The sequence below is a fragment of the Streptomyces capparidis genome (assembly GCF_054782095.1).
In genome coordinates this window covers 63666-78709 of record NZ_BAAGTD010000033.1, presented here as the reverse complement: position 1 = coordinate 78709, position 15044 = coordinate 63666, and the positions used below count along the sequence as shown (strand labels likewise).

The following is a 15044-nucleotide window of genomic DNA, read 5'->3' as shown; positions in this document are numbered from 1 at the left end:
CGCCGCCCCGACACCACCCGACAGGAAGGGAAACCGGCACCATGACCGAGTCCACGCCCGGACCGGCCCCCCTGGCCCCGGCGCCGGGCCCGCCCGGCGGGCGCGTCGCGGTCCTCGCCGGTGTCGGCGGCCATGTGCCGCCCGACGTGGTCACCAACCACGATCTGACGGCCCGCCTGGACACCACGGACACCTGGATCCGGGAGCGGACCGGCATCGCCGCCCGGCACGTCGCCGCGCCCGGGACCGCGACCTCCGACCTGGCGGTGGCGGCGGGGGAGCGGGCGCTGCGGTCCGCGGGCGGCGCCCCGGCGGACGCGGTGATCCTGGCCACCACCACACCCGACCAGCCCTGCCCGGCCACGGCGCCGGACGTCGCGGCGCGGCTCGGCCTGGCCGGAGTGCCCGCCTTCGACGTCTCCGCGGTGTGCACCGGCTTCCTGTACGGCCTGGCCGCGGCGTCCGGCCTGATCGCGGCGGGCACGGCCGAACGGGTGCTGCTGGTCGCCGCCGACGCGTTCACCACCATCATCGACCCCCACGACCGCGGCACCGCCGTGATCTTCGGCGACGGCGCGGGCGCCGTGGTGCTGCGCGCCGGCGCGGCGGGGGAGCCGGGCGCGGTCGGCCCCGTGGTGCTGGGCAGCGACGGGCGGTTCGGCGACCTCGTCCAGGTGCCCGCCGGAGGGTCCCGCTCCCGGTCCCGCGGCGTGCCGCCCGAGCCCGGCGAGGAGTACTTCCGGATGCGCGGCCGGGAGACCTACCGGCACGCGGTCACCCGCATGGCGGAGGCCTCCCGGCGCGCCGCGGAACTGGCCGGAGTCGGCCTCGCGGACATCGACCGGCTCGCGGCGCACCAGGCCAACGCCCGGATCCTCGCCACGGTCGCCGAGTGGCTCGGCATCCCCGCCGAGCGGCAACTGTCCAACATCGAGCGGGTCGGGAACACCGGGGCGGCCTCCCTGCCCCTGCTGCTGGCGCAGTCGGCGGCACAGGGACGACTGGCCGCGGGCCACCGGGTGCTGCTCACCGCCTTCGGCGGCGGGCTCACCTGGGGCGCGACGACCTTGGAGTGGCCGGATGTGAAGGCCGTCTGACCAGCGCCGCCCGACGCGAGGGCGGCCCGACACCGCGGACGACACGGCCGCCACCGCGCCGCCGCGGACCCCGCCGGGCGCTCCGCCGCCCGGACCCCTCCCCCTCCCCGAGCACGGCAAGCACACCCCGAAAGGAACGTCATGGCCCTGCGGTTCGACGAGCTCAAGGACATCCTCGTCCAGGACATGAAGGTGACACCGGACCTGGTCACCCCCGACGCCACCTGGGAGGACATGGAGCTGGACTCCCTGGCGATGGTCGAGCTGTCGCTGATGCTGGAGCAGCGGTTCGGCCTGGCGGTCAGCGACGACCAGCTCCTCGAGGCCGCCACGATCGGCGACATGGTGGAGCTGCTCGCACAGCGGAGCGGAGCGGCATGAGACCGGGAATCGTGAGACCGGGCATCGAGGCCGCGGTCACCGGCGTCGGGCTGGTCACCCCGGGCGGCATCGGGGTGGAGCCGAGCTGGGCCGCGGTGTGCGAGGGCCGCTCGGCCACCGCGCTGGACCCCGCCCTGGAGGGCCACCCGGTGCGGCTGTCGTGCCGCGTCCCGGGGTTCGACGGCGACGCCCTGCTGGGGGCGCGCCGCGCCCACCGCCTGGACCGCTTTGCCCAGTTGGCGCTGGTCGCGGCGCGCGAGGCGATCGCCGACGCCGGGCTCGACCCCGGCACGTGGGACGGCGCCAGGGTCGGCGTGGTGCTGGGCTGCGGCGACGGCGGCTCCGCCACCTGGGAGCGGCAGCACGACGTCCTGCGGGAGCAGGGCCCCGGCAAGGTGTCCCCGCTGACGCTGCCCATGCAACTGCCCAACATGCTGGCCGGGCAGGCGGCCATCGAGTTCGGCGCCACGGGGCCGAACTTCGTGGTGTCCACCGCCTGCGCCTCGGGCGCCACCGCCATCGGGGCGGCCCGCGACCTGCTCGCCCTGGACCGCTGCGACATCGTGCTGACCGGCGGCGGCGAAGCGATGATCACCCCGCTGGTCATGGCGGCCTTCGCCCAGATGGGAGCACTCTCCGAACGCGAGGACGACCCGGCGACGGCCTCCCGGCCCTTCGACGCCGACCGTGACGGCTTCGTCGCCGGGGAGGGCGCCGGGATCCTGGTGCTGGAGCGGGTCGCCGACGCCCGCGCCCGCGGCGCCCGCGTCCGCGGCCGGATCGTCGGCTACGGCGCCTCGGCCGACGCCCACCACGTCACCAGGCCGCACCCGGACGGCACCGGGCTGGCCAAGGCCGTCGCCGACGCCCTCGCCGACGCGGGCGCGGCCCCCGGCGACGTGGGCCACGTCAACGCCCACGGCACCGCCACCCCGCACGGGGACCTGGTGGAGGCCGCGGTGCTGCACCGGATGCTGCCGTCCGCCCCGTTGGTCACCTCCACCAAGGGGGTGACGGGCCATCTGCTGGGCGCGGCGGGCGCGGTGGAGGCCGTCCTGTCCGTACTGACCATGGAGCGGGGCCTGGTCCCGCCGACCGCCAACCTGCGCCGGCTCGACCCCCGGGTCGAGGTCAAGGTCGTCGACTCGCCGACCAGGGCGCCGATCGAGCTGACCCTCAGCAACTCCTGCGGCTTCGGCGGGCAGAACGCCACGCTGGCGATCGCCGCCGCCTGAACACGCCTCGCCGGCCGTCCCACCACGGCGCACCACCGACCGACGCCAGACCCGGCACGGCCGGCCCGACCCGGCCGTGCCGGACCCCCTGACAGAAAGAGTGCGAGCGATGGGCTCTCATGCGCGCGCGGACAAGGCCCCGGTGCCCGGCCGGGGGCCCGGCACACTGGTCGACCACTTCCGGGAGGTCTTCGGCGCACGGCCGCGGCAGCGGACGTTCCGGTTCCTGGTGGACGGGCAGGGCCCGCCGACGGGCGGGACGAACGCCGAGACGGACCTGCGGATCCGCGCCACGGCGGCCACGCTGCGGCAGCGGCTCGCCCCCGGCGACCGGGTGCTGATCCTGTGCCCGGCCGGCCTCGACTACGTGACGTCCTTCCTCGCCTGCCTCTACGCGGGCGTCGTCGCCGTCCCGGTGTACCCGCCGGACCCGGCCCTGCTCCGGCGCACCCTGCCCCGGCTGACCGGGGTCGCCGAGGACGCCCGGCCCGCCGCCGTGCTCGCGTCCGGGCCGGTCACCGCCATGGCGGACCGGATCGCCGGCCAGGTCCCGGCGCTGCGCGGCGTGCACTGGATCACGCCCGGCGGCACCGCGGCGGCGGGCGACTGGCGCCACCCCGGCACCGCCCCCGAGGACCTGGCGTTCCTCCAGTACACCTCAGGCTCCACCGGCAGCCCCAAGGGCGTGATGGTCACCCACGCCAACCTCATCCACAACATCACCGCGATGGGCAGCGGGTTCTTCGGCCTCACCGAGGACGACCACATGGTGACCTGGCTGCCGCCCTACCACGACATGGGCCTGATCCTCGGGCTGCTCACCCCGGCGTTCACCGGCATCCCGGTGACCTTCATGTCGCCGTTCGCGTTCCTCAAGCACCCCGTCCGCTGGCTGCGCGCCCTCTCCGACCACGGCGGCACGGTCAGCGGCGCCCCCGACTTCGCCTACGACCTGTGCGCGTCCACCGTGTCCGAGGCCGAGGCGGCGGAGCTCGATCTGAGCCGCTGGCGGCTGGCCGTCAGCGGGGCCGAGCCGGTCAGGCCCGCCACCCTCGACCGGTTCGCCCGCGCGTTCGCCCCCGCCGGGTTCCGCCGCCGCGCCTTCTACCCCGCCTACGGCCTCGCCGAGTCCACCCTGGCGGTCTCCGGTGGCGACCCGGCGGCCGACCCCGTGGTGCGCGCCCTGCGGGCCGAGGCCCTGGCCGAGGGCCGGGCCGAGGACGCCGCTCCCGGCGAGCGGGACCGGGCCCTGGTCGACTGCGGGGCGAGCCTGGACGGCCAGCGGATCGCCGTGGTGGACCCGGCGTCGCGCGAGCGCCTGCCCGACGGCCGGGTCGGCGAGATCTGGGTGCGCGGCCCCAGCGTCGCCCAGGGGTACTGGCAGCGCCCGCGGGAGAGCGAGGAGACCTTCGCCGCCCGCCTCGCACCCGACGGCGAAGGACCGTTCCTGCGCACCGGTGACCTCGGGTTCCTCGACGGCGGCGAGCTGTACGTCACCGGCCGGATCAAGGACCTGCTCATCGTCGCGGGCCGCAACCACTACCCGCAGGACATCGAGCGGTCCGTCCAGGACGCCGATCCGGCCCTGCGGCGCCACTGCGGCGTGGCCGGGACCCGGGAGTCCGGCGGCGCGGAGCGGCTGATCGTCGTGCAGGAGGTGGACGGCGACCCCGAGCCGCCGGAGGCGGACCGGCTGATCGAGGCCGTCCGCGCCCGGGTCGCGGAGGACCACGGCCTGCGGGTGGACGAGGTCGCCCTGGTGCGGCGGGGCCAGGTGCCCAAGACCTCGAGCGGCAAGCTGCGGCGCGGCGCCTGCCTGGACGCCCACCTCGGCGGCGGGCTGCGGTACGTGGCCACCTGGAGCGCCGCCGGGGGGCGGCCGCAGGCGCGGCCCGCCCCGGAGCCCGCCGCGGCCCCCGCCCCGGCGGCCCCGTCGCCCGGCAGCCGGCGCGTGGAGAGCTGGCTGACCGAGCGGATCGCCGAGCGCACCGGCATCCCGGCCCGGGACGTCGACCCGGCCCGGCCCCTGTCCGCGTTCGGGCTCGGCTCGTCGGAGATGGTCGCCCTCGCCGGCGAGCTGGAGCGGTGGCTGGGCACCGCGGTGCCGGCCACCGCGGTGTGGGAGCACCCCACGGTGGAGGCGCTGGCGCGGCACTTCGGCGGCGGGCGGGCCGCGACCGCGGCGGGCGGGCCCGGCCCGGCCCCGGCGCGGCGGCCCGCCACCCGGCGGGAGGAGACCGCGGAGCCCGTCGCCATCGTCGGCGTCGGCTGCCGCTTCCCCGGCGGGGCCGACAGCCCCGAGGCGTTCTGGCGGCTGCTGCGCGAGGGCCGGGACGCGGTGACCGAGGTCCCGGCCGACCGCTGGGACGCCGACGCCTTCCACCACAGCGACCCCTCGGTCCCGGGACGGGCCGTCACCCGCTGGGGCGGCTTCCTCGACCGCGTCGACGACTTCGACCCGCACTTCTTCGGCATCTCCCACCACGAGGCCGCCCGGATGGACCCGCAGCAGCGCCTGCTGGCCGAGGTGGCGTGGGAGGCGCTGGAGGACGCCGGGATCCCGGCGGACCGGATCGCCGGGTCGAGCACGGGCGTGTTCGTCGGCATCTCGACGTTCGACCACGCCCAGCGCCGGCTGGACGACCTCACCGCGATCGACGCCTACACCGCCACCGGCAGCGCGCTGAGCATCGCCGCGAACCGGCTGTCGTACCTGTTCGACCTGCGCGGCCCCAGCATGGCCGTGGACACCGCGTGCTCGTCCTCCCTCGTCGCCGTGGTCATGGCCTGCCGCAGCCTGGCCCGCGGCGAGGCCGGACTGGCCCTCGCCGGCGGCGTCAACCTCGTGCTGTCCCCGGCGTTCGCCATCAACTTCACCAAGGCCGGGGTGATGTCCCCGGACGGGCGCTGCAAGACGTTCGACGCGCGCGCCGACGGCTACGTCCGCTCCGAGGGCGCCGGCGTCGTCGTCCTCAAACCGCTCGGCGCGGCCCTGGCCGACGGGGACCCGGTGTACGCGGTGATCCGCGGCGGCGCGGTCAACCAGGACGGCCGCAGCAACGGCCTCATGGCGCCGAGCCCCGCCGCCCAGGAGGCGGTGCTGCGGGCAGCGTACGCCGAGGCGGGCGTCCGGCCGCGGGACGTGGGGTACGCCGAGGCGCACGGCACCGGCACCGCGCTCGGCGACCCGATCGAGGCCAAGGCGCTGGGCGCCGTCCTCGGCGAGGGCCGCGACCCGGGGCGGCTCTGCCTGGTCGGGTCGGTGAAGACCAACCTCGGCCACATGGAGGCGGCGGCCGGGATCGGCGGGCTGATCAAGGCCGCGCTCGCGGTGCGGCACCGCACCGTCCCGCCGAGCCTGCACTTCCGCGACCCCAACCCGCACATCCCGTTCGCCGCGCTGGGCCTCGAGGTCGCCGCCACCGAGCGGCCCTGGCCCACCCAGGACGGGCCCGCGCTGGCCGGGGTGAGCTCCTTCGGGTTCGGCGGCACCAACGCCCATGTGGTGGTGGAGGAACCGCCCCGGCCCCGCCACGACGGCGCGGCGGACGGGGACGGGGACGGAGACGGGGACGGGCGCGCCCACGCCCTGGTGCTGTCCGCCCGCACCCCGCGGGCCCTGCGGGAGCTGGCCGCCCGCCACGAGGCCCGGCTCGCCCACCCCCCGGCGGGCCTGACGCCGCGTGCCCTCGCGTTCGCGGCCGCCGTCCGCCGCACCCACCACGAGCACCGCCTGGCCTGCGTGGGCACCACCCTGGGGGAGTTCCGCGAGGCGCTGGCCGCCTTCGGCCGCGGCGAGCCCGCGCCGGGCCTGTCCTGGGGCGAGCGGCGCCCGGACCGCGGGCCCGGGCCGGTGTTCGTCTTCTCCGGGCAGGGCGCGCAGTGGTGGCCGGTCGCCGCCGACCTGGCCGAGTCGGAGCCGTCGTTCCGCGCCGTGCTGGAGCGCTGCGACGCGCACCTGCGCGACCTGGCCGGCTGGTCGCTGCTCGCGGAGATCGCCGGCGGCGACGGCTGCCGCCTGCGGGAGCCCGAGGTCGGCCAGCCCGCCCTGTTCGCGGTGCAGACGGCGCTGGCGGCGCTGTGGCGGTCCCACGGCGTGGAGCCCGCCGCCGTCGTCGGGCACAGCGTCGGGGAGATCGCCGCGGCCCACGCGGCGGGCGCGCTGAGCCTGGCGGACGGGCTGCGGGTGGCGCTGCACCGCGGCCGGGTGATCCGCGCCGCGTGCGGGCAGGGCCGGATGGCCGTGGCCGCCGTCCCGCACGAGCGGGCCCGGCGGCTCCTGGACCGCCTCGCGCCCGGCCGGGTGTGGGTGGCGGCCGCCAACAGCCCCTCGGTGACGGTGTTCTCCGGCGAGACCGCCGCCCTGGAGCGCCTGCTGGCGGCGCTGGAGGCGGACGGCGTCCACTGCCGCCTGCTGGACTCCGTGGACTTCCCCTCCCACTGCCCCCTGATGGAACCCGTCGCCGCCGAGCTGCGCGGCCTGCTGGCGGACCTCGCCCCCCGGCCCGCGCGCACACCCCTGCTGTCCACCGTCACCGGCGAGCCGGCGGGCGACGGGACGCTCGACGCCGGGTACTGGGCGTCGAACCTGACCGCGCCGGTGCTCTTCGACCGGGCGGTGACCCGTCTCGCCGAGGACGGCCACCAGGTGTTCGTGGAGGTCTCCCCGCACCCCATGCTCGCCGAGGCCGTCGCCGAACGGCTGTCCGAACAGGGCGCCGAGGCCGCGGTGGTGACGTCGCTGCGCCGCGGGCGGCCCGGCCGCGCCGAGATCCTGGGCGCGCTCGGCGCGCTGTACACCGCGGGGGTCCCGCTGGACTTCCGCCGCATCCACGGCAGCGCGGGACCCATGGTGGACCTGCCCGGCTACCCCTGGCAGAAGGAGCCGTGCCGACTGGAGGCGAAGCCCGCGCGCCGGCCCTCGGCCACCGGCCACCCGGTGCTGGAGACACGTCTGCGCTCCGCCGCCGAGCCGCGCACCTGCCACTGGTCGGGCCGCGTGGACCTGACGGCCTTCCCCTACCTGCGCGACCACCGCGTGGACGGCGGCGCCGTGCTCCCGGCCGCCCTGCTGCTCGACGCCGCGCTGGCCGCGGCCCGGCAGGCGCTCGGCGACGCGCGGGCCGTGGTGGAGGACGTCGCCTTCACCCGGATGACGGTCGTCCCCGAGACCGCGGCGGAGGACACCCTGCAACTCGTCCACGTCCCCGAGACCCCCGAGGGCGGCGCCTTCCGGCTGTACTGCCGGGACGGCGGCGAGGCCGGCGGCGAGGACGGCGCGGCCGGCGGCGACTGGACCGAGGTCGCGCACGGCAGGTTCCGCCTGCCCGGGCCGGCGGAGTACGCCGCCCCCGCCCCCGGCGCGCTGGCCGCGGCCCGGGACTCCTGCCGCGACGCCGTGGACCGCGACGGGCTCTACGCCGCCCTGGCCGCCGCCGGACTCGGCTACGGCCCGGCCTTCCAGCGGATGAGCGAGGTGTGGCGCGGCGAACGCCAGGCCCTCGCCCGCCTCGGCGACCCGCCCGCGGCGGCCCCGGGCCAGGACCCGTACCCGGTGCACCCCGCCCTGCTCGACGCCTGCCTCCAGGCGCTCGCCGCCGCCGTCGGCGCCGACGGGCCCGGCGCCACCCACCTGCCCGTGGCCACCGGCCGCCTCACCCTGTGGACCGAGCGCGCCGAACCCCGCTGGGCGCACGCCGTCGCGGGCGGGGCGTCCGGGTCCGACGGGATCGAGGGCTGCTCGGTCACCCTGTTCGACGAGGACGGCGGCGCCGTGGGGCGGCTCGACGGGGTCGCCCTGCGGCGGCTGGACCGGAAGGCCGCCCCCGACCCGCTCGGCGACCTGCTGCTCGACCTGCGCTGGCGGGACACCGCGGACGGCGCGCGGGACACACCCGCGCCGCGGGAGGCGGGCCCCGGCTGGTGGCTGCTCCTCGCCGACCGCACCGGCCTCGCGGACCGGCTGGGCGAGCGGCTGCGCGAGCGCTCCGGCACCTGTGTGACGGTGACCGCGGGCCCCGGCTACCGGCGCCTGGACGGCAGCCGGTACGAACTCGACCCGTCCCGCCCCGAGGACGTCACCGCCCTGCTCGACGACCTGCGTGCCACCAGGACCGCCCCGCCCGCCGGGGTGGTGCACGCCTGGGCCCTCGACGACACCGCGCCCGACGGCACCGCCCCCGACGCCTCCTCCGACGGCACCGCCCCCGACACCGCGGCCCCGCAGGACGCCCCGCCGTGGGCCGCGCCCGGCACCGTCTCCGCGCTCCACCTCGTCCAGGTCCTCGCCCGCGCCGACTGGGACCCGGCGCCCCCGCTGGTCCTGCTCACCCGGGGCGCGCAGCGCGCCACGGCCGGCGACCCCGCGCCCGCCCTCGCCCAGGCGCCCCTGTGGGGCCTGCTCCGCGTCGCCGCCCTGGAACACGGCGAGCTGCGCCCCCGCGTGGTGGACCTCGACCCCGCGCCCGCCCCCGGCGAGGCGGACCGCCTCCTCGCGGAGCTGCTGCGCCCCGGGGACGACGCCCAGGTCGCGCTGCGCGGCACGGCCCGCCTCGTGCCCCGGCTCGACGCGGCGGGACCGGCCGAGACCGGGCGGCCCGCGTGGGAGCGCCGCCCGTTCGACGCCGAGCGGGACGGCAACCACCGCGTCCTCGCCCTGCGCCCCGGCGTCCTGGACAGCCTCACCCCCACCCTGTGGCGGCGCACCCCGCCGGGCCCCGGCCAGGTGGAGATCGAGGTCACCGCCGCGGGGCTGAACTTCAGCGACGTGCTCAAGGCCCTGGACTCCTACCCGGGCATGCCGCGGGGCGAGTCCGTGCCGCTCGGCGCCGAGTGCGCCGGGCGGGTCACCGCCGTCGGCGAGGGCGTGGCGCTGCTGCGGCCGGGCGACCCGGTGATGGCCGTGGCGCCCTCCGGCATGGCCGCGTTCGCCACCACCGCGGCGGCGCTCGCCGTGCGCAGGCCGCGGACGCTCACCGACGAGCAGGCCGCCGCCGTGCCCGTCGCGTTCCTGACCGCCCTGTACGGGCTGGCGCACCTGGCCCGCCTGGAGAAGGGCGAGACGGTGCTCGTCCACTCGGCGACCGGCGGCGTGGGCCTGGCCGCGATCCAGGTGGCGCGGGCGCGCGGCGCCGAGGTGCTCGCCACCGCGGGCACCGAGGAGAAACGGCGGTACCTGCGCGAACTCGGCGTCGCCCATGTGTGGGACTCCCGCACCCTCGCCTTCGCCGACGGGATAGCGGAGCTCACCGGCGGGCGCGGCGTGGACGTGGTGCTCAACTCCGCCGCGGGCGAGGCGCTGCGCCGCAGCCTGGCGCTGCTCGCCCCCGGCGGGCGGTTCGTGGAGATCGGCAAACGGGACCTGTACGGCGGCAGCCACCTCGACCTCGGCCTGCTCAAGGACAACAGGTCGCTGTTCGCCGTGGACCTGGAGCGCACCTTCCGGGAACGGCCGGAGCAGGTCGCCGGGCTGCTGGCGGAGGTGGCGCGCGGCTTCGACCGCGGGGAGTTCACGCCCCTGCCGGTCACCGGCCACCCCTACGCGCGGGCCACGGCGGCCTTCACCGCCATGGCGCGGGCCCGGCACACCGGCAAGCTGGTGCTGCGGCCGGCGCCGCGGGAGGAGATCGCCGTGCCCGGCGCGGCGTCCCCGGTCCGCGACGCGGCGACCTACCTGGTCACCGGCGGTCTCGGCGGGCTCGGCCTGGAGACCGCCCGCTACCTGGCCGACCAGGGCGCCCGCCACCTGGTGCTGGCCGGGCGCGGCGAGCCCTCGCCGGAGGCGGTGCGCGCCGTCGCCGAGCTCACCGGTCGGGGCGTGCGGGTCGAGGTGCGCCGCGCCGACGTGTCCCGGTACGCCGACGTGGCCGCCCTGGTGGCGTTCGTGGACGCCTCGATGCCGCCGCTCGCCGGGGTCGTGCACGCCGCGGGCGTCCTGGACGACGGGCTGCTGCTCCACCAGGACCTGACGCGCTACCGGGCGGTGGCCGGACCCAAGGCCGCCGGCGCCTGGCACCTGCACCGGGCCACCGCGGGCCGGGACCTGGACTTCTTCGTCCTGTACTCCTCGGCGGCCGCGCTGCTCGGCTCGCCGGGCCAGGGCACCTACGCCGCCGCCAACGCCTTCCTCGACGCCCTGGCGCAGCACCGCGCCGCGCGGGGGCTGCCCGCGCTCAGCGTCAACTGGGGGCCGTGGTCCGGCGTCGGCCTCGCGGCCCGCCCCGACCGCGGCGGCGCGCTCGCCTCCCGGGGCGTGCTCAGCCTGAGCCCGCGGGACGGCATCGCCGCCCTGGACCGGCTGCTGCGCCGCCCCGCCGCCCAGGCGTGCGTGCTGCCGCTGGACCGGCGGGCCCTGCGCGCCGACGCCGACTCCGGGCTGCTGCCGGGGTTGCTCACCGACCTGGCGGCGCCCGCGCGGGGCGGCGACGAGCCGTCCGCGCTCCGCCGCGAGCTGCTGGCCGCGCCGCCGGGCCGCCGCCGCAGGGCCCTGCTGGCCCGGCACTGCCGGGAGGAGGCCGCCCGGGTGCTGAAGCTGGACGCGGGCCGGGTCGATCCCACCGCGCCGCTGGGGAACATGGGCTTCGACTCGCTGATGTCGCTGGAGCTGCGCAACCGCCTGGAGGCGTCCTGCCGGGTCGCCCTCCCGGCCACCCTCACCTGGCGGTTCCCCACCATCGAGGCGCTGGTGCCGTTCCTCGCCGAGCGCATGGAGGTCGCCCTGGACGCGGCCCCCGCCCCCGCCCCCGGCCCCGACGCGGCCGCGGCCGCCGAGCCCGCCGCCTCGGCCCCGGGCGGTCCGCCGCCCGCACCCGGCGGTGCCCCGGAGCCGGACCTCGACGCCCTGTCCGACAGCGAACTCGAAGCCCTCCTCACCGACATGACCGAGCAGATCGACGCGGGCCGCACAGCAGCAGACCGCACGGAAGCAGACCGCACGGACACCGGCCGCACCGACGAAGGGCAGCAGCGATGACCACCCCCGAGGCGACCGCGGGCCGCGAGAACTCCTCGGCGGCCACCCTCAAGCGCGCCTACCTGACCATGGACCGGATGCGGCGCAGGCTGGACGAGCTCGAGGAGCGGGAGCGCGCCAGGACCGAGCCCGTGGCCGTCATCGGTGTGGGCTGCCGCTTCCCCGGCGGCGTGACCGACACCGACTCGTACTGGCAACTGCTGGCCGACGGCACCGACGCGGTCACCGAGGTCCCCGCGGACCGGTGGGACGCCGACGCCTTCCACGCCGACGAGCCCCGCACCCCGGGGCGGATCAACACCCGGTGGGGCGGCTTCCTGGACCGCGTGGACCGGTTCGACCACGACTTCTTCGGCATCTCCCGCCGCGAGGCCCTGGCCATGGACCCGCAGCAGCGGCTCGCCCTGGAGGTGTCCTGGGAGGCGCTGGAGGACGCCGGGCAGGCACCCGGCGCCTTGGCGGGCAGCCGCACCGGCGTGTTCATGGGCGTGTGCAACGCCGACTACGCCACCCGGCTGTTCGAGGACCCCCTCGGCATCACCGCGTACGCGAGCACCGGCACCGCGCACAGCGTCCTGGCCGGCCGGATCTCCTACGCCCTGGACCTGCGGGGCCCGAGCATGGCGGTGGACACCGCCTGCTCGTCCTCGCTGCTCGCCGTCCACCAGGCGTGCCAGGCCCTCAGGTCCGCCGAGTGCGACCTGGCGCTGGCCGGGGGCGCCAACACGGTGCTCACCCCGCACGTGAGCATCTCCTTCTCGCAGTTCCCCGAGATGCTCGCCCCCGACGGGCGCTGCAAGACCTTCGACGCCTCCGCGAACGGCTTCGTCCGCGGCGAGGGCTGCGGCGTGGTGGTGCTCAAGCGGCTCTCCGACGCCCTGCGGGACGGGGACAGGGTGCTCGCCGTCGTCCGGGGCTCCGCCGTCAACCAGGACGGCCGCAGCTCGGGCGTCACCGCCCCCAACGGCGCCGCCCAGCGCGACGTGCTGCGCCGCGCCCTGGACGCCGCCGGGGTCGCGCCGGACCGGGTCGGCTACATCGAGGCGCACGGCACCGGCACCAAGCTCGGCGACCCCATCGAGGTGGAGGCGCTGGCCGAGGTCTACGGCCGCCCAGCAGGTCCGCCGGTGCTGCTCGGCTCGTGCAAGACCAACATCGGCCACCTGGAGGCGGCGGCGGGCGTCGCCGGGCTGATCAAGGCCGCGCTGTGCGTGGACCGCGGCACCGTCCCCGCCAACCTGCACTTCACCGAGCTCAACCCGCACATCTCCTTCGACGGCACCACGTTCGCCGTGCCGACCGCGCCCACCCCGTGGCCGCGGGAGGAGGGCCCCCGCACCGCGGCCGTCAGCAGCTTCGGCTTCAGCGGCACCAATGTGCACCTCATCGTCGAGCAGGCACCGGACCGGCCCGCCGCCGCGCCCGACGACCGCCGCCCCCGCTCCGTGCTCGCCCTGTCCGCCAGGAGCGGCACCGCGCTGCTGAAACTGGCCCGCAGGTACCAGGAGCACCTGGCGGCCGGGACCGCCCCCCTCGCCGACGTGTGCCACTCCGCGAACACCGGCCGCTCCCACTTCCCGCACCGGCTCGCCGTCGCGGGCCGCACCGGGCCGGAGGTCGCCGACCGGCTCGCCGGGTTCGTCAGGGGCGAGCCGGACGAGGACGTGGCCCTCGGCGAGGCGGCCGAGGGGTGCGAGGTGGTGTTCCTGTTCACCGGGCAGGGCCCGCAGCGCGCCGGGATGGCCGAGGAGCTGTACCGGACGCAGCCCACGTTCCGCCGGATCATCGACCGCTGCGACGCGGCGCTGCGGGACGTGCTGCCCGCGCCGCTGCTGTCCGTGCTGTACCCGGCCCTGCACCCGGCGCCGGGCCCCGAGGGCGCGGACCCCGAGATCATCAACCGGATGGACTACGCGCAGACGGCCCTGTTCGCCGTCGAGTACGCGGTGGCCGAGCTGTGGCGGTCCTGGGGCGTGGAGCCGGCCGCGGTGCTCGGCCACAGCCTCGGCGAGTACGCGGCGGCCTGCTTCGCCGGAGCGATGCCCCTGGAGGACGGCCTGCGGCTGGTCGCCGAGCGCGGCCGGCTGCTCCAGACCCTCGCCGAGGACGGCGCCATGGCCGCGGTGTTCGCCCCGGCCGAGGACGTCGCCGAGGTGGTCGCCGCCCTCGGCCGCGACGACCGGATCGCGGTCGCCTGCGTCAACGGCCCCGCCAACACGGCCGTCTCCGGTGCCAAGGAGCTGGTCGAGGCGGTCTGCCGGACCTTCACCGAGCGCGGGGCGGAGGCCAGGCGGCTGCGCATCTCCACCGCGTCTCACTCCCCGCTGATGGACCCGGTCCTGCCCCCGCTGCGCCGGGCGCTGGAGCAGGTCCGCTTCACGGCGCCCCGCGTCCCCGTCGTGTCCAACCTCACCGGCAAGGCGTGGCCGTGGCAGGAGACACCCGGCCCCGACTACTGGTGCGACCACGCCCGCCGGCCGGTGCTGTTCGCGCAGGGCGTCTCGACGCTGCACACCATGGGCCACCGCGTCTTCCTCGAGGTCGGCCCGCAGCCGACGCTGCTCGGGCTGACCGCGGAGAGCCTGCCGCCCGGCGCCGACCCCGTGCTGGTGCCCAGCCTTCGCCAGGGCCAGGGCGACTGGGAGGTGCTGGCCGCCGGCCTGGCCCGGCTGTACGCAGGCGGCGCCGACATCGACTGGGCCGCCTTCGACCGCGACCACACCCGCACCAGGGTGCCGGTCCCGCGCTACGCCTTCGACGCCACCCGCTGCTGGCACACCCCGCGGCGCGACCCGTCCTGGACGAACCCCGCCCCGGCGGACACCCCCGCGGACCCGCCCGCCGACGACGCCCCGCCGCGCGGCACCGGCCGCCCCGCCGCCCCCGGCCGCGCCCGCCCGGCGCCGCTCCCCTCGGCCGCCGAGGTGCTGGCGCTGCCCGAGCCGGAGCGCGCCGAGCTGCTGGCGTCCCGGCTCGCCGCCGCCGTGGGCACGGCGCTGCGCGCCACCTCCGACGTCCCCAGGGACCGGCCGCTCACCCGGCTCGGCCTGGACTCCCTGATGGCCGTCGAGCTGCGCAACGAGATCCACCGCGGGCTCGGCGTCTCCGTCACCGTCGCCGACTTCCTCAAGGGCACCACCGTGCAGGGCCTGGCCGAACGGCTCGCGGCCCAACTGGGCCGGGCGCCGCGGCAGGACGGGCCCGCCGCCCCGGAGCGGCCCGCCGCGCCCGCCCGGTCCGCGGCGGAGCCGGCCATCCGGCGCGCCGAGCGCTACGACGACGTCGCGGCCGACCTGCTCGCGCGGATCGACGACCTGCCCGAGGAACAGGTCCGGGCGATCACCGGCCAGGAGGGCTGAC

The 15044-nt window shown here is 77.8% G+C and carries 5 protein-coding genes; all 5 read left to right on the top strand.

Going from position 1 to position 15044, the window contains the following annotated elements:
* Positions 1 to 41 precede the first annotated feature (41 nt).
* The 5 genes from ACYVO2_RS24540 (at position 42) to ACYVO2_RS24520 (ending at position 15043) form a co-directional block, all read left to right on the top strand.
* Positions 42 to 1097 carry a beta-ketoacyl-ACP synthase III gene (locus ACYVO2_RS24540; protein WP_461010134.1) on the top strand — a complete coding sequence of 352 codons (1056 nt, stop codon included), beginning with the start codon at positions 42 to 44 and terminating at the stop codon, positions 1095 to 1097.
* A gap of 141 nt (positions 1098 to 1238) precedes the next feature.
* On the top strand, positions 1239 to 1478 hold the full coding sequence (locus tag ACYVO2_RS24535) for an acyl carrier protein (RefSeq protein ID WP_461010133.1): 240 nt from the start codon (positions 1239 to 1241) through the stop codon (positions 1476 to 1478).
* Positions 1475 to 2713, top strand: a complete 1239-nt coding sequence (locus ACYVO2_RS24530) for a beta-ketoacyl-[acyl-carrier-protein] synthase family protein (protein WP_461010132.1) — start codon at positions 1475 to 1477, stop codon at positions 2711 to 2713. Before ACYVO2_RS24535 ends, ACYVO2_RS24530 begins: the two co-directional genes overlap by 4 nt.
* Before the next feature lie 109 nt (positions 2714 to 2822).
* Positions 2823 to 11684: an SDR family NAD(P)-dependent oxidoreductase gene (locus ACYVO2_RS24525; protein ID WP_461010131.1), complete on the top strand. Its 8862-nt coding sequence runs from the start codon at positions 2823 to 2825 to the stop codon at positions 11682 to 11684.
* Entirely contained in the window at positions 11681 to 15043 is a 3363-nt protein-coding gene (locus ACYVO2_RS24520) for a type I polyketide synthase (RefSeq protein WP_461010130.1), read from the top strand. Before ACYVO2_RS24525 ends, ACYVO2_RS24520 begins: the two co-directional genes overlap by 4 nt.
* The last annotated feature ends 1 nt before the right edge of the window (position 15044 follow it).